The sequence below is a fragment of the Frisingicoccus sp. genome, from assembly GCF_048388605.1.
Lineage (GTDB): Bacteria > Bacillota > Clostridia > Lachnospirales > Lachnospiraceae > Frisingicoccus.
Window position 1 is genome coordinate 107591 of sequence record NZ_DBGCTU010000025.1, and the last position, 19875, is coordinate 127465.

16 protein-coding genes and 1 tRNA gene are annotated in these 19875 nt (G+C 44.4%); 16 read left to right on the plus strand and 1 reads right to left on the minus strand.

Translation table 11 applies throughout. The annotated features are described in order from the left end of the window. Positions 1–10: 10 nt before the first annotated feature. Together ACMN7X_RS05765 and ACMN7X_RS05770 are read left to right on the plus strand one after the other, a co-directional pair. Entirely contained in the window at positions 11–994 is a 984-nt protein-coding gene (locus ACMN7X_RS05765; RefSeq protein ID WP_418746532.1) for a LysR family transcriptional regulator, read from the plus strand. 417 nt (positions 995–1411) lie between these two features. Next, on the plus strand, positions 1412–2320 hold the full coding sequence (locus ACMN7X_RS05770; RefSeq protein ID WP_418746533.1) for an aldose 1-epimerase family protein: 909 nt from the start codon (positions 1412–1414) through the stop codon (positions 2318–2320). A 52-nt stretch (positions 2321–2372) separates the two neighbouring features. Here the strand turns inward: ACMN7X_RS05770 and ACMN7X_RS05775 are convergent, their stop codons facing one another. Beyond that, complete coding sequence (locus ACMN7X_RS05775; RefSeq protein ID WP_178040843.1) at positions 2373–2534, minus strand: DUF1540 domain-containing protein; 162 nt, start codon at positions 2532–2534, stop codon at positions 2373–2375. 172 nt (positions 2535–2706) lie between these two features. On the opposite strand from ACMN7X_RS05775, the gene ACMN7X_RS05780 reads away from it, so the two are divergent. From ACMN7X_RS05780 to tuf, 14 genes are all read left to right on the plus strand, one after another. Then, on the plus strand, positions 2707–4065 hold the full coding sequence (locus ACMN7X_RS05780) for a peptidoglycan binding domain-containing protein (protein ID WP_418746534.1): 1359 nt from the start codon (positions 2707–2709) through the stop codon (positions 4063–4065). Positions 4066–4159: 94 nt separating this feature from the next. Further along, the gene (locus ACMN7X_RS05785; protein WP_418746535.1) at positions 4160–4762 is read left to right on the plus strand and encodes a GDSL-type esterase/lipase family protein; all 603 of its coding nucleotides are present in this window, start codon (positions 4160–4162) and stop codon (positions 4760–4762) included. Then, a complete protein-coding gene (locus ACMN7X_RS05790; RefSeq protein ID WP_418746536.1) occupies positions 4759–5796 on the plus strand; it encodes a DUF2804 domain-containing protein in 1038 nt (345 codons plus the stop codon). Before ACMN7X_RS05785 ends, ACMN7X_RS05790 begins: the two co-directional genes overlap by 4 nt. Before the next feature lie 49 nt (positions 5797–5845). Further along, positions 5846–5918 (plus strand) — tRNA-Thr (locus ACMN7X_RS05795). Between the two features lie 36 nt (positions 5919–5954). After that, positions 5955–6137 (plus strand): DUF951 domain-containing protein, encoded by a 183-nt coding sequence (locus tag ACMN7X_RS05800; protein WP_418746537.1) that lies wholly within the window; start codon positions 5955–5957, stop codon positions 6135–6137. Between the two features lie 106 nt (positions 6138–6243). Next, positions 6244–6531 (plus strand): 30S ribosomal protein S6, encoded by a 288-nt coding sequence (gene rpsF, locus ACMN7X_RS05805; RefSeq protein ID WP_132092017.1) that lies wholly within the window; start codon positions 6244–6246, stop codon positions 6529–6531. A 31-nt stretch (positions 6532–6562) separates the two neighbouring features. Beyond that, complete coding sequence (locus ACMN7X_RS05810) at positions 6563–7015, plus strand: single-stranded DNA-binding protein (RefSeq protein ID WP_418746538.1); 453 nt, start codon at positions 6563–6565, stop codon at positions 7013–7015. Between the two features lie 46 nt (positions 7016–7061). Beyond that, on the plus strand, positions 7062–7325 hold the full coding sequence (gene rpsR, locus ACMN7X_RS05815; RefSeq protein ID WP_178040413.1) for a 30S ribosomal protein S18: 264 nt from the start codon (positions 7062–7064) through the stop codon (positions 7323–7325). A gap of 215 nt (positions 7326–7540) precedes the next feature. Then, positions 7541–11383 (plus strand): DNA-directed RNA polymerase subunit beta, encoded by a 3843-nt coding sequence (locus tag ACMN7X_RS05820; RefSeq protein WP_418746539.1) that lies wholly within the window; start codon positions 7541–7543, stop codon positions 11381–11383. A 17-nt stretch (positions 11384–11400) separates the two neighbouring features. Continuing rightward, on the plus strand, positions 11401–15069 hold the full coding sequence (gene rpoC / locus ACMN7X_RS05825; protein ID WP_418746540.1) for a DNA-directed RNA polymerase subunit beta': 3669 nt from the start codon (positions 11401–11403) through the stop codon (positions 15067–15069). A gap of 221 nt (positions 15070–15290) precedes the next feature. Next, positions 15291–15710, plus strand: a complete 420-nt coding sequence (rpsL, locus tag ACMN7X_RS05830; protein ID WP_132091638.1) for a 30S ribosomal protein S12 — start codon at positions 15291–15293, stop codon at positions 15708–15710. A 172-nt stretch (positions 15711–15882) separates the two neighbouring features. Beyond that, a complete protein-coding gene (gene rpsG, locus ACMN7X_RS05835) occupies positions 15883–16353 on the plus strand; it encodes a 30S ribosomal protein S7 (protein WP_418746541.1) in 471 nt (156 codons plus the stop codon). A 43-nt stretch (positions 16354–16396) separates the two neighbouring features. Continuing rightward, complete coding sequence (fusA, locus tag ACMN7X_RS05840; RefSeq protein ID WP_418746542.1) at positions 16397–18514, plus strand: elongation factor G; 2118 nt, start codon at positions 16397–16399, stop codon at positions 18512–18514. Positions 18515–18633: 119 nt separating this feature from the next. Continuing rightward, positions 18634–19785, plus strand: a complete 1152-nt coding sequence (gene tuf / locus ACMN7X_RS05845) for an elongation factor Tu (RefSeq protein WP_418746543.1) — start codon at positions 18634–18636, stop codon at positions 19783–19785. The last annotated feature ends 90 nt before the right edge of the window (positions 19786–19875 follow it).

Here is a 19875-nt window from a genome sequence, read left to right on the forward strand (position 1 = left end):
GGGTGAAGTCGTGGATATACGACAATTAGAATATTTTGTGGAGCTGGCCAAGACGAAAAATTTCCGTAAGGCTTCGGAACATCTGCATCTTTCTCAGCCTGCCTTGAGCAAAAGTATTCGTATTTTGGAAAGCGAACTGAATACGGTGCTGATCGAGCGGACAAATAAAAGCTTTGAGCTGACGGATACGGGACAGGCTCTGCTTCAGAAATCTGTATTTCTGATTCAGCAGTTCCAGGACATTTATAAAATGATCGAGGATGTCCGACTGTCAAATCAGGGAGAAATTAAAATAGGCCTTCCGAACATTCTTGGATTTTTATGTTATTTCGAGTTGATTTGTGAGTTCCAGAAAGAATATCCGGGGATTCATATTTCTGTCTCCGGCGAGGGAACAAAGGATATCAACACGGCGCTGAGAGAAGAACGTCTGGATCTGGGAGTCGGGATGCTTTCGGAGAATGTGCCGATTGCCCGGGATGTACAGGTGATACCGCTGACACACGATGAAGGCGTTGCCGTGGTAAATAAAAATAAGACCTATGCAGCGGTGGATGCCATCAGCATCCGTGATATTAAAGATGAAAATTTCGTTTTGATGAATGAACAGTATCTTCTCTATGATGACATTATGCAGCTGTGTATGCAGGCCGGGTTCACGCCGAATGTGACGGCCAAAAGCAGCCAGTGGGATTTCCCACTGAAAATGGTTGATTTTAATCTTGGAGTTTCCATATTGCCGCGGCCGTTGGTGGAAAAGAGCCAATTGCCGAATATTAAGGCGGTTAAGATTAAGGAGGGTTTTAACTGGGACATTGGATTCTTCTGCTTAAAAAACCGTCCGAGGACTCATGCGATGAATCAGTTTATTAATTTCACGAAGGAGTATTTGAAAGAACATAAGGAATTTCATTATATTTATTATGCGGATACCGGCGAGGAGTGGAGCGGAAACTGGAAATCCGAAGAATCCAGAACAATAAAAGACGAATAGGTAAAAAGCTTCCGGCATATGGATTTTGTCGGAAGCTTTTTTTGTAAGTAAAATAGAGAAAAAAAGAAGTATCACTGTTGCAAGGACGAGACTGAGTGATGCTTCTTTTTGTATTGAGGGCTTAGGTATATATCTCCAAAATGGCAACTAAGGAAGCCGGTATTCCGACAGATGATACGCGGCTGCATACCATCCATCGGTGGTGTTTTCCCGTTAATAATATAACCTTTATTTATATTATAGGCAAACGCAGCTATGTTGTAAAATACATATAATTTATTAAAACAATAACTCAAAGTTATTAAAAAAACAAAAAATATTTTGGAGTGAAATTGCCGTAAAACGACATTGTTATCTCATGCATATTGTGATAAAATTAATATGAAGTTGACATATATATGTCGGGGGTGCAGCGATATGGGGCTTTTTAAAAGAAAACAGGTGTCCCGCTTTTATATTTTAAGAAATGATGATCTGGTTGTTTACATAAGTAATCAGGGCGCAGAACTTATGTCTGTTAAGAATGTAAAAAATAAAACAGAGTATATATGGAATGGGGACCCGGATTACTGGAATCGCCGTTCACCTTTATTGTTCCCGATAGTCGGGGAGTTAAACGGACAGGTATATCGCTATAAGGGTAAGGAATATCGGATGCCCCGCCATGGATTTGCCCGAAATATGCTGTTTAGCAAAAGCGTGGAGACCGAGGATCAGATTTGGTTTGCACTGGATTCAAATGAGGAGACGAAAAAGATGTATCCCTTTGACTTCCATCTGGCTGTTCGGTATCGTTTGCGTGGAAAGATTCTGGAAGTTCGATGGGTGGTGACTAATCGGGATTCGGAGACGATGCTTTTTTCAATCGGAGGCCATCCGGCTTTTCGGTGTCCGTTGGATAAGAATCACCCTCAAACAGATTATTACATAGGCTTTGATATGGAAAAACGGGGAAATCCCAAATATCATTCCTTGAGCCGAAGAGGTCTTTATGAAACCAAGGAATATGAGCTCCCGCTGGAGCAGGGACTTTATCGGTTTAATCGGGAAACATTCAGAAAAGATACGATGATATTTGAGGGTCAGACGACCCGGGTTTATCTGGTGCGTCCGAACAGGCATCCCTATGTCACGGTAACTTTTGCGGCCCCTTTGTTTGGCATATGGTCGCCGCCGGGAAAGCAGGCGCCTTTTGTCTGCATTGAACCATGGTATGGACGGTGCGACAGGGAAGGTTTTTCGGGAGAGCTGGATGAAAAGGATTGGATTCAGCGGCTGCGGCCGAATGAGAAGTTTGAGGCGGCCTATTTTGTGGAATTTGCATAAAAAGAAAAAAGTGGACAGCTATTGTCTGCCCACTTCCTTCTGCTTTTAAAGATTATGCTCTGAACACGAAGGATTCACAGTCAGTGCATTCGATTTTGGTTGGATGACTTTCGTGAGTGCCGACTTTAATCTGATTTAAAGTACAGTAATCTTCCGTTCCGCAATGATGTTTGCATTCTTTGATAGAACACTGGATACAGGCATTTTTACTCATGTTGTAAGCTCCTTTCAAATGTGTCATGATTTATGATATAAACCTCTGAATGGGTTTACACAAATTAGTATGCAGCATTGTTTTAATTTTATTCAGAAAAGGGAATATTAAATCTGACAGGATTTGGGTTTGATATAGAAAGATAAAGAAAATGAGCAAGAAGAAAAAAATTTTGATAATATCAGGATGTGTCGTCGGCCTTTTGGCGGCTTGTTATGTCGGCGTGTCCGTTTATTTTAGCAAGGTGTTTTATCCGAATACGGTGATTAATGGCATTGAGGTTTCTTATGAATCGCCGGAGGATGTTAAAACAGCTTTAGAACAGTCAATGCAGAGTTATGAGATGAAGGTTGTGACGATTGACGGAACAACAGAGACTCTTGCCGGAAAAGATTTTGATTTTGATTACAATTTTGATGAAGCAGACAAGTTGAAAGCTGAGGAAATGGGCTGGTATTGGCCGGTAAAATTCTTTTCTCAGACAGATTATGAGATAGAGGCCGTTTACGAATGGGATAAAGAAAAATTAAATAAAGAGATTGATGAGCTTCAGTGTATGACCCAGGAGATGACAGCGCCGGTCAACGCATCATTGACGGTGGATGATAATGGATTTAACCTGGTGGAAGAGCAAAAAGGCAATACGCTGAAAAAGGATGTGGTGAGATCAGAAATTGCAAAAGCTATGGAAAACGGTGAGACAGAGATTTCATTGGAAGAGGCCGGCTGTTATGAAGAACCGGAGATTACGATGGAGTCGCCGGAGATTCAGGATAAATTAAAAAAAGTGGACGAATTATGTCAGGCTGAGGTGACCTATAATTTCCATGGCAATGAGGAAAAAATCGGTAAAGAGCGGATACGGCAGTGGGTGCGTCAGAATGGAGACGGTGAGTATTATATTTCTGAGGATGCAGCCTATAATTATTTGTGTGAACTTGCCAGCAAATATGATACGATAGATTCTTACAGGGATTTCTATTCTTCCAGAGGTTACTGGATCACTTTGGAGCCGGGAACTTATGGGTGGGGAACGGACGTTGACAGTGAAATTAGTTTATTGATGGATGATATCGAAAACAAACGGGTGGCGAGCAGGGAACCAGTGTATTATATGACTCCATATGATTATCTGGATCCGAATTCTCCGGATGATATCGGATTTACTTATATTGAAATTGATCTGTCCGGGCAGTATATGTGGTATTATAAAGATGGTGAATTATTTCTTTCGACTCCGATCACATCGGGAACAATGAATACGGGACATGGAACGCCATCCGGGGTTTATTATATTTGTAATCGCCTGGAAAATATTGTGCTTACCGGTGATGATTACAGACAGCCGGTTAATTTCTGGATGAAAATTGTCGGTGGCGTTGGGATTCATGATTCGTTATGGCGTTCCTGCTATGGCGGAACAGAATATTTAAACAGCGGTTCTCACGGCTGCATTAACACGCCGTATGATGCGGTGGAATCTTTGTTTTGGAATACAGAGGTGGGTACACCGGTAATTATGTATTATTAAGTTTAGAGGGACATTGGGAAGTCGATTATTCACAATGTCCTTTTTAAATGTTATACTGAAATTAAGTCAAGGGGAAGACGGGGGTCAAATTGGAATGGAAAGAACAGATTTGGTATGCCTGGGGGACAGTATTGTGTATGGCTATGGCGTAAGCGAGCGTTATGCCTGGCCCTGTCTGGCATCCCGGGAGCTTGGAATACATATTTTAAATAAGGGGGAAAATGGAGATACGGCGGATGGAATGAATGTCCGCTTTATGGAGGATGTGGTTTGGAATCATCCGAAGGAAGTGTTTGTCATGGCGGGGGCCAATGATATTCTGATGGGAATTCCGCAGGCCCATACGAGAGAAAGTATGGATATGATCATCCGAAAGGCCCTTGCGGCGAATATTCCGCCAATCATTGGCATACCTCTCCAGGTGGATGGGGCGATGCTGAAAAAATGTTGGTACAGCTTTTTCAGCATTGAAGAGACAATGGAGATTTTTCGAAGTTACAGGGAATGGCTGCTGGATTATTGTGAAAAAAAGCAGATCCCTTATGTGGATTTTCAGAAAAAATTTCCCGAATATATAGAAAAAAAGGGGATAAGCCGGGCCTTCCGGGATGGTGTTCATCCGACAAAAGAGGGATATGCGGTGATGGCGGATATATTTTGTGATACTTATCGGAAAATGAAAGGGGTGGTTTTATGAAACAGCATGAGGTGACGCAGATACAACCGTTATTGGACAGTAAAGGCTGCGTGAATGAGCCGGGATGGGCGCGGAGTCTTGTGTGGCAGTATGAGCGGAAGAAAATTAAAGCGCCAAAGTTCCGTATTAAAGAATGGGATTATTATCTGGTGACAAATGATCATTTTGGAGCGGCCTTTACTATTTCTGATCTGGGCTATTTGGGGATGATCAGCGCTTCAGTGATGAATTTTGATGAGGGCTGGCACCACACGGAAACAATTCTCGTGCCGCTGACGATGGGCAGGCTGCATCTTGGCAGTCATTCCGACTATGGCAATGCGAATTTTAAAAATAATCGGGTCCATTTAAAATATTCGATGATTTTTGACAGGAGGAAGATCCAGTGCCATTTTAAGAATTTTAAAGATGGCAGGGATTTGAATACAGAGATATGGCTGCTTCAAAAACCGTCGGAGAGCATGTGTATTGCGACACCTTGGGCGGATAAACCCCAGGCCTTTTACTATAATCAGAAAATCAACTGTATGCCGGCCAGCGGATGCGTTCGGCTGGGGGAAGAACAATGGCGGTTTAAGCCGGAGAACGCCATGGGCGTGCTTGACTGGGGCCGGGGCGTATGGACCTATGATAATACCTGGTATTGGGGAACGGGAAGCGGCTGGATCGATGGCGTTCCTTTTGGCTTCAATATCGGTTATGGCTTTAGCGACCGCACATCGGCCAGTGAAAATGTGCTTTTCTACAATGGGAAGATTCATAAACTGTCGGAGGTGACCATGTGTATACCGATGGATATGGACGGTCATATGCTATATACGGAGGAGTGGCAGATCTTATCCTCGGATGGACGGCTGGAGGGAGATTTTGTCCCAATATTTGACAGAAGTGCGAAGACCGATGTGAAATTGATCATGACGGATCAGCATCAGGTTTTTGGACGATTTACCGGGAAAGCGGTTTTGGATGACGGCAAAATGTTGGATATTAAAGATTTTCTTTGCGCGATGGAGGTCGTTCATAATAAATATTAATATTTTGGGGCTGGACAAAATCAATTAATTTGGTATAATGGAAAAGCAGGCTACTGTGGCTCAGTCGGTAGAGCGACGCACTCGTAATGCGTAGGTCAGGGGTTCGAATCCCCTCAGTAGCTCGCTTTTTTTATATCTGTGGTTTTTTGGAGGACAGGATGGATATACAGGTAGGGGATATTATAAAATTGAAGAAAAAGCATCCCTGCGGCAGTTTCGAGTGGGAGGTTCTGCGGATCGGCGCAGACTTTCGGCTGAAATGTACCGGTTGTGGACATCCGGTGATGATCCCCCGGAAGCTGGTGGAAAAAAATATCAGAAATTTAAAAAGAGGCTTGTAACAGGCCTTTTTTTATGTTATCATAATTAATTGTGATATGTTTTTTATTATTTCCTTGCTCTCTGCGTATGACAGAGGGCCAGAAGACCAGAAGGAGGTGCAGCAGCATGAAAAAGTATGAATTATGCGTTGTTGTCACAACTAAAATCGAAGATGAGGAAAGAGCCGCAACCGTAGAAAAGGTGAAAGACATCATTACTCGTTTCGGCGGCAATGTGACAAACGTGGATGAATGGGGTAAGAGAAAGTTAGCTTACGAAATTCAGAAGATGAAAGAGGGCTTCTACTATTTCATTACTTTCGAATCTGATTCTAATTGTCCAAATGAAGTTGAACAGCGTGTTCGCATCATGGAAAATGTAATTCGGTATTTATGCATTAGACAGGACGCTTAATTTTCATTTACAGAAAGAGGTGTAAGTCTAAATGAATAAAGTTATTTTGATGGGAAGATTAACAAGAGATCCTGAGGTGCGTTACTCTCAGGGAGAACGTCCGGTGGCTGTGGCCAGATATACATTGGCTGTCAATCGGACATTTAAGAGAGCTGGAGAGGCTGATGCAGATTTTATTAACTGCGTGACTTTTGGCCGCAGTGCAGAATTTGCGGAGAAATATTTCAGACAGGGTATTCGTATTGTTGTGTCCGGAAGGATTCAGACAGGCAGTTATACAAACCGTGATGGTGTGAAGGTCTATACGACAGAAGTTGTTGTGGAGGACCAGGAATTTGCCGAGAGCAAAGCGGCCAGCGAACAGTCGGCAGCAGCTTATGGCAGTCGGCAGGCAGCTCCGGCAGCACCGGCGCCAAGCGCCCCTGTAGGCGATGGCTTTATGAACATCCCGGACGGTTTGGATGAGGAACTGCCGTTCAGTTAAATTGTTAGGTTCCAGGAATTAGGATTTGGATTAGGAGGTTAAGATCATGGCATTCGATAGAGAAAAAAGAAGCGACTCTCCAATGAAGAGACGCGGCGGACGCAGAAGAAAAAAAGTTTGCGTATATTGTGCAGATAAAAACGCTGTAATTGATTACAAGGATGTAAACAAATTAAAGAGATACATCTCTGAGAGAGGTAAGATTCTTCCTAGAAGAATCACAGGTAACTGTGCAAAACATCAGAGAGCTCTTACAGTTGCTATCAAGAGAGCAAGACATATCGCACTTATGCCTTATATCATGGATTAATTAAGGCTCACATAATGGGAAGAGGAAGAGAGTATTCGAAAGGATACTCTCTTTTTTTGAGAAGATTTCTCTCTTTTTTTATTGACAGGGGAGGGGGATTGCCTTATAATATTATGATGCAATTAGTATGGAGGCCTAGGCCTTTTGGTTTGGGTTTTGATAAGATTGAAGTAACTTTTTAACAGGTTTTAATATTAAGGAGTGAAAAACCGTCAATGGATAATATGAAGCGTGTTAAACCGGTGAAATCCGGTAAAGGCATTCGTATGAGTTACGCAAAGCAGCGTGAAGTCCTGGATATGCCGAATCTCATTGAAGTACAGAAAAACTCTTATCAGTGGTTTCTGGATGCCGGTTTAAAAGAAGTATTTGAAGATATTTCTCCGATTGCAGATTACAGCGGCCATTTAAGTCTTGAATTTACGGACTTTACATTATGCAAAGATGATGTGAAATACAGCATCGATGAATGTAAGGAGCGGGATGCGACCTATGCGGCGCCGTTAAAGGTGAGGGTACGTCTCATTAATAAAGAAACAGATGAAATTAACGAGCATGAAATTTTTATGGGCGATCTGCCGTTGATGACGGAAACAGGAACATTCGTGATCAATGGCGCGGAACGAGTTATCGTCAGCCAGTTGGTGCGTTCTCCGGGCATTTACTATGGTATCGGCCATGATAAGATCGGTAAGAAGCTTTACTCCTGTACAGTCATTCCGAATCGGGGCGCATGGCTGGAATATGAAACGGATTCCAATGATGTATTCAGTGTCCGTGTTGACCGTACACGTAAGGTGCCTGTGACTGTTCTGATCCGTTCCCTCGGCGTTGGAACCAATCAGGAGATTATTGACATGTTCGGTGAGGAACCGAAAATCCTTGCAAGCATTTCCAAGGACACCTCCGATAATTATCAGGATGGTCTGCTGGAATTATATAAGAAAATCCGTCCGGGTGAACCTCTGGCGGTTGAAAGCGCAGAAAGTCTGATCAATGCCATGTTCTTCGATCCAAGGCGTTATGATCTGGCGAAGGTTGGACGTTATAAATTCAATAAGAAACTGGCATTTAAGTATCGTATTAAGAACTGGCCTCTGGCTGAATCTGTTGTGGATATGACAACAGGTGAGATCATCGCTGAGGCGGGGACGGTTGTGACAGAGCAGCTGGCGAATGATATACAGAATGCGGCGGTTCCATATGTTTTTGTTCAGACTGAGGAAAAAGTCGTAAAGGTTCTGTCCAATATGATGGTTGATCTGACAAGCTGGGTTGATGTGGACCCGGCGGAAGTCGGCGTGACGGAAAAGGTATACTACCCGGTTTTGAGCGCTATTCTCGAAGAGAATGAAGATATTGATGCCATCAAGGATGCAATTCGCAGAAACTTAAGTGAATTGATTCCGATGCATATTACAAAGGAAGATATTTTTGCTTCCATTAACTATAATATTCACCTGGAATACGGCATCGGAAATGATGATGATATTGACCATTTGGGTAATCGCCGTATCCGTGCCGTCGGCGAACTTTTGCAGAATCAGTACCGTATCGGTCTTTCCCGTATGGAACGTGTGGTTCGCGAGCGGATGACGACCCAGGATCTGGAGGGGATTTCTCCTCAGTCTCTGATCAATATTAAACCGGTGACAGCAGCGGTCAAGGAATTCTTCGGAAGTTCTCAGTTGTCCCAGTTTATGGATCAGAATAACCCGCTGTCCGAGCTGACACATAAACGTCGTCTTTCCGCGTTGGGACCGGGCGGTCTGTCCCGGGACAGAGCAGGTTTCGAGGTTCGAGACGTTCACTATTCCCATTATGGAAGAATGTGTCCGATTGAGACACCTGAAGGTCCGAATATCGGTTTGATCAACTCTCTGGCGTCCTATGCACGGATTAACCAGTATGGATTTATTGAAGCGCCATATCGTAAGCTGGATAAATCCGATCCGAAAAATCCGCGGGTAACAGATGAAGTTGTTTATCTGACAGCCGATGAAGAAGATAACTACACAGTTGCACAGGCGAATGAACCGATTGATGAGAACGGATACTTTGTGAACAACTCGGTTTCCGGCCGTTATCGCGAAGAAACTTCCCAGTTTGACAAAGCCAAGGTAGATTTGATGGACGTTTCTCCTCGAATGGTATTCTCCGTGGCAACATCGATGATTCCGTTCCTGCAGAACGATGATGCGAACCGTGCGCTGATGGGTTCCAACATGCAGCGTCAGGCTGTGCCTCTGATGCTGACAGATTCTTCGATTGTCGGAACAGGTATGGAACAGAAAGCGGCCGTCGATTCCGGTGTCTGTGTTATCGCTAAACACAGCGGTGTAGTTGAACGCTCCGCAGCAAGTGAAATTATCGTTAAGACCGATGAAGGTCAGCGCGATGTTTATAAATTACAGAAATTTGTGGGAAGCAACCAGGGAGCATGCTATAATCAGCGCCCGATCGTATTCAAAAATGAACGGGTAGAAGCCGGCGATGTTCTGGCTGACGGCCCATCCACTTATCAGGGAGAGCTTGGACTTGGCAAGAATCCGCTGATCGGTTTTATGACATGGGAAGGCTATAACTTCGAGGATGCCGTTCTTTTGAGTGAGCGGCTTGTTCAGGAAGACGTTTACACCTCCATTCATATTGCCGAGTATGAAGCGGAGGCCAGAGATACAAAGCTTGGACCGGAGGAGATCACAAGAGATGTTCCGGGTGTCGGCGATGACGCTCTGAAAAACCTGGATGAAAGAGGTATTATCCGTGTCGGCGCTGAAGTTCGTGCCGGAGATATCCTTGTCGGAAAAGTGACGCCAAAGGGTGAAACGGAACTGACAGCAGAAGAACGTTTGCTGCGTGCGATTTTCGGTGAAAAAGCCAGAGAAGTCCGCGATACATCCCTGAAAGTGCCTCACGGCGATTATGGTATTATTATTGATGCCAAGGTATTTACAAGAGAAAACGGCGATGAACTTCCTCCGGGAGTGAATGAATCCGTTCGAGTATATATTGCTCAGAAACGTAAGATTTCCGTTGGTGACAAGATGGCCGGACGTCATGGAAACAAGGGTGTTGTTTCCCGTATCTTACCGGTTGAAGATATGCCGTTCCTGCCAAACGGCCGCCCTCTGGATATCGTGCTGAACCCGTTGGGCGTACCTTCCCGTATGAATATCGGACAGGTTCTTGAGGTTCATTTGGGCCTTGCAGCCAAAGCTCTCGGCTTTAAGATTGAAACACCTGTATTTAACGGTGCGGATGAAGAGGATATTATGCAGACATTGGAAATGGCCAATGATTATGTCAATAAATCCTGGGAAGAATTTACAGAAAACTGGAAAGACCGTATTTCTGAAGAAACATACAATTATCTGGAAGAGCATATGGATTACCGTGAAGAGTGGAAGGGCGTTCCGATCGATCGTACAGGTAAAGTCCGGCTTCGTGATGGACGTACCGGTGAAGAATTCGACAGCCCGGTTACCGTTGGTTACATGCATTATCTGAAACTTCATCATCTGGTTGATGATAAGATCCATGCACGTTCCACAGGTCCTTATTCTCTTGTTACACAGCAGCCTCTGGGCGGTAAAGCTCAGTTCGGCGGTCAGCGTTTTGGTGAAATGGAAGTTTGGGCGCTGGAAGCGTACGGCGCATCCTATACTCTGCAGGAAATTCTGACCTTCAAGTCCGATGATGTGACCGGCCGTGTGAAAACTTATGAAGCCATTATCAAAGGTGAAAATATCACTGAACCGGGTATTCCGGAATCCTTTAAGGTACTTCTTAAAGAACTTCAGTCTCTGGCTTTGGATGTACGTGTTCTCCGCGATGACCAGACAGAAGTTGAAATCGGCGAGACAGTGGATTATACCGATGATGAAGAATATCGTAATTTTATGGACAGCCAGAGAAATTATGTCGGCGCCGATGAGTCCTTTGGAGATTACGGGTATAGAGAACAAACCGTGGAGGGCGATGAAATTGTGGATGTCAATGACACCGCAGATGACAGTGAAGACTTTGACCTGTATGAAGAACCGGATCTGGATTAAAGAAAGGAGTGTCGTGAATGCCTGAAATGAATAGCAGTGAAGCATATCAACCGATGACATTTGATGCCATCAAGATTGGTCTGGCTTCTCCTGAGAAAATCAGAAGCTGGTCCCATGGTGAAGTAAAAAAACCGGAGACCATTAACTATAGAACTTTGAAACCGGAAAAAGACGGCCTGTTCTGCGAGCGGATTTTTGGACCTCAGAAAGACTGGGAGTGCCATTGCGGTAAGTATAAGAAAATCCGTTATAAAGGCGTTGTCTGCGATCGATGCGGCGTTGAGGTTACAAAATCCAACGTGCGTCGTGAGCGTATGGGACATATCGAGCTGGCGGCTCCTGTGTCACATATCTGGTATTTCAAAGGTATTCCGAGCCGCCTTGGTTTGATTCTGGACATGTCGCCTCGGAATCTGGAAAAAGTTCTTTATTTTGCGTCCTATGTTGTTCTTGATAAGGGAGAAACCGATCTGCAGAATAAACAGGTTCTCTCTGAAAAAGAATACAGAGATGCCTATGAAAAATTCGGCAATAATTTCCGGGCCGGTATGGGCGCCGAGTCCATCAAGGAACTCCTGGAAGCCATTGATCTGGAAAAAGAAGCCGATGAACTGAAAAAAGAATTAAAGAATTCAACCGGTCAGAAACGGGCGCGCATTATTAAACGGCTGGAGGTTGTGGAAGCATTCCGTACTTCCGGTAACCGCCCGGAATGGATGATCCTGACTGTGATTCCGGTTATCCCGCCGGATATTCGTCCGATGGTTCAGCTGGATGGCGGACGTTTTGCAACGTCTGACTTAAATGATCTTTACCGTCGTATTATTAATAGAAATAACCGTTTGAAACGCCTCCTTGAACTTGGAGCTCCGGACATCATTGTTCGCAATGAAAAACGTATGCTCCAGGAGGCTGTAGACGCTCTGATCGATAACGGACGCCGCGGCCGTCCGGTGACGGGGCCTGGAAACCGTGCTCTGAAATCTCTTTCCGACATGCTGAAAGGTAAGCAGGGGCGTTTCCGTCAGAACCTTCTCGGAAAACGTGTTGACTATTCCGGCCGTTCCGTTATTGTTGTCGGCCCTGAATTAAAGATTTACCAGTGCGGTCTGCCGAAGGAAATGGCCATTGAGCTGTTCAAGCCGTTCGTTATGAAGGAACTTGTTGCCGGCGGACTGGCCCACAATATTAAATCCGCGAAGAAAATGGTAGAACGTCTCCAGCCGGAAGTCTGGGATGTGCTGGAAGATGTTATTAAGGAACATCCGGTGATGCTGAACCGTGCACCGACACTGCATCGTCTGGGAATCCAGGCATTTGAGCCGGTATTGGTTGAAGGTAAAGCAATCAAGCTGCATCCGCTTGTATGTACAGCTTACAATGCCGATTTCGATGGCGACCAGATGGCTGTTCATGTACCGCTGTTTGTGGAAGCTCAGGCAGAATGTCGTTTTATGCTGCTTTCTCCGAACAACCTGCTGAAACCGTCCGACGGTGCGCCGGTAGCCGTTCCTTCTCAGGATATGGTTCTTGGCATTTACTATCTGACTTTGGAAAAACCGGGTGATCCGGGTGAGGGCAAGTTCTTCCATAATGTCAATGAAGCGATTATGGCTTATGAAAATAAAGTCATTACCCTTCAGGCCCGAATCAAGATCCGCAAGGAAGGATATGTCAATGGCGTAAAGACAAGCCGGATCATTGAATCTACTTTGGGACGTTTCATTTTCAATGAAATTATTCCTCAGGATCTGGGCTTTGTAAATCGTGCGCTGCCGGAGAATGATCTGGCGCCTGAAATTGATTTCCTTGTTGGAAAGAAACAGCTGAAGCAGATTATTGATAAATGTATTAACACCCACGGTGCGACAAAGACTGCAGAGGTACTTGACTTGATTAAATCTACAGGTTACAAATATTCCACAGTCAGTGCGATTACCGTATCCGTATCCGATATGTCCGTGCCGGGAGCTAAAAAACAGCTCATTGCCGATGCGGAAAAGACAATTGAAAAAATCACGAAGAATTTCCGCCGTGGTTTTACGACGGAAGAGGAACGTTATAAAGCCGTTGTTGAAACATGGAAACAGGCGGATGATAAGATTACGGATGCCCTGCTTTCCAATCTTGATAAATATAATAATATTTACATGATGGCCGACTCCGGCGCCCGTGGTTCCAACCAGCAGATCAAACAGCTGGCCGGTATGCGTGGCTTGATGGCCGATACATCCGGCCGTACTATCGAGCTGCCGATCAAGTCGAACTTCCGTGAAGGGTTGGACGTACTGGAATACTTTATTTCCGCTCATGGCGCCCGTAAAGGTTTGTCCGATACAGCTCTGCGTACTGCCGACTCCGGTTATCTGACCCGTCGTTTGGTTGATGTATCGCAGGATCTGATCATTCGTGAGACGGACTGCTGTGAAGGCACAGGAGAAATTCCGGGTATGTGGATCAATGCATTTATGGATGGCAAAGAAGTCATTGAGAGTCTTGAGGACCGTATGACCGGCCGTTATGCGGCAGAAGATATTATTCATCCTGAGACCGGTGAAGTGCTTGTCAAAGCAAACACCATGATCACACCGAAACGTGCGGCAATGATATCGAACGCCGGAATCGAAAGAGTTAAGATTCGTACCGTGCTTTCCTGCCGTTCTCATATCGGTGTATGCGCGAAATGTTACGGCGCCAACATGGCGACCGGCCAGGCTGTACAGGTAGGAGAGGCGGTTGGTATTATCGCTGCCCAGTCTATCGGTGAACCGGGTACACAGCTGACAATGCGTACCTTCCATACCGGCGGTGTTGCCGGCGACGATATTACCCAGGGTCTTCCTCGTGTCGAAGAGCTTTTTGAGGCAAGAAAGCCGAAAGGTCTTGCCATTATTTCTGAATTTGCAGGAACGATCAGCATTAAGGATACGAAGAAAAAACGTGAGGTCGTCGTTTCAAACAGTGAAACCGGAGAGACAAAAGCGTATCTCATTCCTTACGGTTCCAGAATTAAAGTGCTGGAAGGCCAGGTGATTGAAGCCGGTGACGAGTTGACTGAAGGTAGTGTGAATCCGCATGATATCCTGAAGATTAAGGGCGTGCGTGCCGTTCAGGATTATATGATTCAGGAAGTTCAGCGTGTATACCGTCTTCAGGGTGTTGAGATCAACGATAAGCACGTTGAAGTGATCGTCCGTCAGATGTTGAAAAAGATCCGGGTTGAGAACAGCGGAGATACAGAATATCTTCCGGGAACCTTGGTTGACGTTCTTGACTTTGAGGAGATTAATGAAAATCTTGTTGAACAGGGCAAGGAACCGGCAGAGGGAAGTCAGGTAATGCTTGGTATTACCAAAGCATCTCTGGCAACGAACTCCTTCCTGTCCGCGGCTTCCTTCCAGGAAACGACGAAGGTTTTGACCGATGCCGCGATCAAAGGCAAAGTTGACCCGTTGATCGGACTGAAAGAAAATGTGCTGATCGGTAAACTGATTCCGGCCGGAACCGGTATGCGCCGTTATCGTGCGACACGCCTGAGTACGGATATCAATCCGGATATGGATGTGATACTGGATGATGTTGAAGATGAAGTTGTGATGACAGATAATGCCGATGGCTATGAGGAGGTTGTTCCGGAAGAGACCATTCCGGAGGAAGAATCTGTTATCGGTGTTGTTGAAGAGTAGCAATTACTTGAATATAGAGGGAATCCGCGGCTCATTTCGGGCTGCGGATTTTCCTGTTTAAATGCTGAAAAAAAGGGAAAACTTTTGGTAAAAGCAATTGACAAGGAAAAAAATAGTTGATATACTTAGTCAGTGTGCGTAAATAGCTGTGTTTGTTTGCGCGCGCAAAAACGTAAGATTTTTTACGGTAACCGATTTAATTTACGCAGGAGGTGAAAATAATGCCAACATTTAACCAGTTAGTAAGAAAAGGAAGACAGACTGTAGAGAAAAAATCCACAGCACCAGCACTTCAGAAAGGTTACAACTCTCTTCATAAAAAGCCGACGGATCAGTCCGCTCCACAGAAAAGAGGAGTTTGTACAGCAGTGAAGACAGCGACTCCTAAGAAACCTAACTCAGCTCTTAGAAAAATCGCCAGAGTTCGTCTCTCCAACGGTATCGAAGTAACAAGTTATATCCCGGGCGAAGGTCACAACCTTCAGGAGCATAGCGTTGTTCTTATCCGTGGCGGTAGAGTAAAAGACTTACCAGGTACAAGATATCACATTATCCGTGGTACTTTGGATACAGCTGGTGTCGCTAAGAGAAGACAGGCCCGTTCCAAATATGGAGCTAAGAGACCAAAGGACGCTAAATAATACTGTTTTCAAACCAAATACTATTGCGGCGAATGTAGCATTATTTTACCAGGCAGTGAAGGTTGCAGGTTTATATAAACGCGATTCGGCGCGAACACGTAGGGAAACGTGAGTACCTATGAATTAAATAGCCGGACGGAATCCGACCGGTAATATTAAGGAGGGAAGTAACGTGCCAAGAAAAGGACATATTGCAAAAAGGGACGTATTAGCAGACCCGATTTACAACAATAAGGTTGTAACTAAGCTTATCAATAACGTTATGTTAGATGGTAAGAAGGGCGTTGCTCAGAAAATCGTATACGGTGCATTTGACAGAGTGGCAGCGAAAACAGGCAAAGATGCCGTTGAAGTTTTCGAAGAAGCTATGAATAATGTAATGCCTGTATTGGAAGTAAAAGCTCGTCGTATCGGTGGTGCAACATATCAGGTACCAATCGAAGTAAGAGCTGACAGAAGACAAGCATTAGCACTGAGATGGTTAACTCTCTATTCTCGTAAGAGAGGCGAGAAGACTATGGAAGAAAGACTTGCTAATGAAATCATGGATGCAGCAAATAACACAGGCGCATCTGTTAAGAAGAAAGAAGACATGCACAAGATGGCAGAAGCAAACAAGGCATTTGCTCATTACAGATGGTAAGCAGATACTTGCTGCCTGACTTATTTATAAGGAGGAATTATCCTTGGCTGGAAGAGAATATCCATTAGAGAGAACCAGAAACATTGGTATTATGGCTCATATTGATGCTGGTAAAACAACAACAACAGAGCGTATCCTTTATTATACCGGTGTTAACTATAAGATTGGTGATACTCACGAAGGTACTGCAACCATGGACTGGATGGAGCAGGAACAGGAAAGAGGTATTACAATTACATCAGCTGCCACAACATGTCACTGGACACTTCAGGAAGGAAATAAACCAAAGCCGGGCGCTTTGGAGAACCGTATCAATATCATTGATACACCTGGACATGTTGACTTTACAGTAGAGGTTGAACGTTCTCTGCGTGTACTCGACGGCGCTGTCGGTGTATTCTGTGCAAAGGGCGGTGTTGAACCTCAGTCTGAAAACGTATGGCGTCAGGCTGATACCTATAATGTACCTAGAATGGCATTCATCAATAAGATGGATATCATTGGTGCAAACTTCTATGGCGCAGTTGAGCAGATTAAAACCCGTCTGGGCAAAAATGCGATCTGCATCCAGCTGCCAATCGGTAAGGAAGACGAATTCAAAGGAATCGTTGACTTATTTGAAATGAAAGCATACATCTATAATGATGAAAAGGGTGACGATATTTCTATTATCGACATTCCGGAAGACATGCAGGATGATGCTGAACTGTATCGTACAGAATTAGTAGAGAAAATCTGCGAATTAGATGACGATTTAATGATGGCTTATCTTGAAGGTGAAGAACCTACAGTGGATGAGCTGAAAGCAGTGCTGAGAAAAGCAACATGTAACTGTGAAGCTGTTCCGGTATGCTGCGGTACAGCATACAGAAACAAAGGTGTTCAGAAGCTTCTGGATGCAATTGTTGAGTTTATGCCGTCTCCGTTGGACGTTCCTGCAATTCAGGGTGTCGATGATGACGGCAATGAAGTTATTCGTCACTCTTCAGATGAAGAACCATTCTCAGCTCTCGTATTTAAAATTATGGCTGACCCATTTGTTGGTAAACTGGCATTCTTCCGTGTTTACTCTGGTACAATGAATTCCGGTTCTTATGTACTGAATGCGACAAAGGGCAAAAAAGAACGTGTTGGTCGTATCCTTCAGATGCATGCCAACAAGAGACAGGAATTGGATAAAGTTTATTCCGGTGATATCGCGGCTGCTGTAGGTTTCAAAGTATCCTCAACAGGCGATACGATCTGCGATGAACAGCATCCGGTTATTTTGGAATCCATGGAATTCCCGGAACCGGTTATCGAGCTCGCGATCGAGCCTAAGACAAAAGCCGGTCAGGGCAAGATGGGTGAAGCTTTGGCAAAACTTGCTGAAGAAGACCCGACATTCCGTGCGCATACCGATCAGGAGACAGGCCAGACGATCATTGCCGGTATGGGCGAGCTTCATCTGGAAATTATCGTAGACAGACTTTTGCGTGAATTCAAAGTTGAAGCAAATGTAGGCGCTCCTCAGGTTGCTTATAAAGAGACCTTTACAAAAGCGGTTGACGTGGACAGCAAATATGCAAAACAGTCCGGTGGCCGTGGACAGTATGGACATTGTAAAGTTAAATTCGAGCCAATGGATCCGAATGCAGAAGAGACATTTAAGTTTGACTCCACTGTTGTCGGCGGTTCTATTCCAAAAGAATATATTCCGGCCGTTGGCGAAGGTATTGAAGAGGCATCCAAAGCCGGTATCCTTGGCGGATTCCCGGTATTAGGTGTTCATGCAACTGTATATGATGGTTCCTATCATGAAGTCGACTCTTCTGAAATGGCATTCCACATTGCCGGTTCTCTGGCATTTAAAGATGCTATGAAGAAAGGTAATCCGGTATTGCTTGAGCCGATCATGAAGGTTGAAGTAACAATGCCTGAAGATTATATGGGTGATGTTATCGGTGATATCAACTCCCGTCGTGGACGTATTGAAGGTATGGAAGATATCGGCGGCGGAAAGATGGTTAGAGCTTATGTTCCGCTGGCAGAAATGTTCGGATATTCCACTGATCTGCGTTCCAGAACTCAGGGACGTGGTAACTATTCCATGTTCTTCGAGAGATATGAACAGGTTCCAAAGAGTGTACAGGAAAAAGTTCTTAATGCAAAAGAAAAATAAATCATAATGAAGTTTAATGAATGAAAAATAGGCTTGAATATCTGAGGAAAATGCAATATAATCAGATATAGCTGAGTAAAATTGAGCCCGCGGGGCGTATATTAAAGGAGGAAGTTAAAATGGCAAAAGCTAAGTTCGACAGATCTAAGCCACATTGTAACATCGGAACAATCGGTCACGTTGACCACGGTAAAACAACTTTAACAGCTGCTATCACAAAAGTATTAGCAGAAAGAGTAGCAGGTAATGAAAAAGTAGATTTCGAAAACATCGATAAGGCTCCGGAAGAAAGAGAACGTGGTATCACAATCTCCACAGCACACGTTGACTGCCCAGGACATGCCGATTATGTAAAGAACATGATCACTGGTGCTGCTCAGATGGATGGCGCTATCCTCGTTGTTGCTGCTACTGATGGTGTTATGGCTCAGACAAAAGAGCACATCTTACTTTCCCGTCAGGTTGGCGTTCCTTACATCATCGTATTCATGAACAAATGTGATATGGTTGATGATGAAGAATTACTTGAATTAGTAGAAATGGAAATTACTGAACAGCTTGAAGAATATGAATTCGAAGGCTGCCCAATTATCAAAGGCTCCGCTTTAAAAGCTCTTGAAGATCCAAGCAGCGAATGGGGCGATAAGATTATGGAACTTATGGATACAGTTGACAGCTATATCCCGGATCCACAGCGTGAAACAGATAAACCGTTCCTTATGCCTGTTGAAGACGTATTCTCCATCACAGGCCGTGGTACAGTTGCTACAGGTAGAGTAGAACGTGGTGTTCTTCATCTTTCTGAAGAAGTTGAAATCGTTGGTGTTAAAGAAGATACACGTAAAGTTGTTGTTACAGGTATCGAAATGTTCCGTAAACTTCTTGATGAGGCTCAGGCTGGTGATAACATCGGTTGCTTACTTCGTGGTGTTCAGAGAAATGAAATCGAAAGAGGACAGGTTCTCGCAAAACCGGGCAGTGTTCATCCACACAAAAAATTCACAGCTCAGGTTTACGTATTAACAAAAGATGAAGGTGGACGTCATACTCCTTTCTTCAACAACTATAGACCACAGTTCTACTTCAGAACAACAGATATCACAGGTGTTATCAGCCTTCCAGAAGGTACAGAAATGTGTATGCCTGGTGATAACGTAGAAATGACCATCGAACTGATTCATCCAATCGCTATGGAACAGGGTCTTACTTTCGCTATTCGTGAAGGTGGACGTACTGTAGGATCAGGACGTGTTGCTACAATCATCGAGTAATCACTGACTAATATATATTGAGTACCGCAAGGTACATTGTGTCCAAACGTAAGATACCCCGGAACCGTAAGGTTTCCGGGGTTTTTCTGT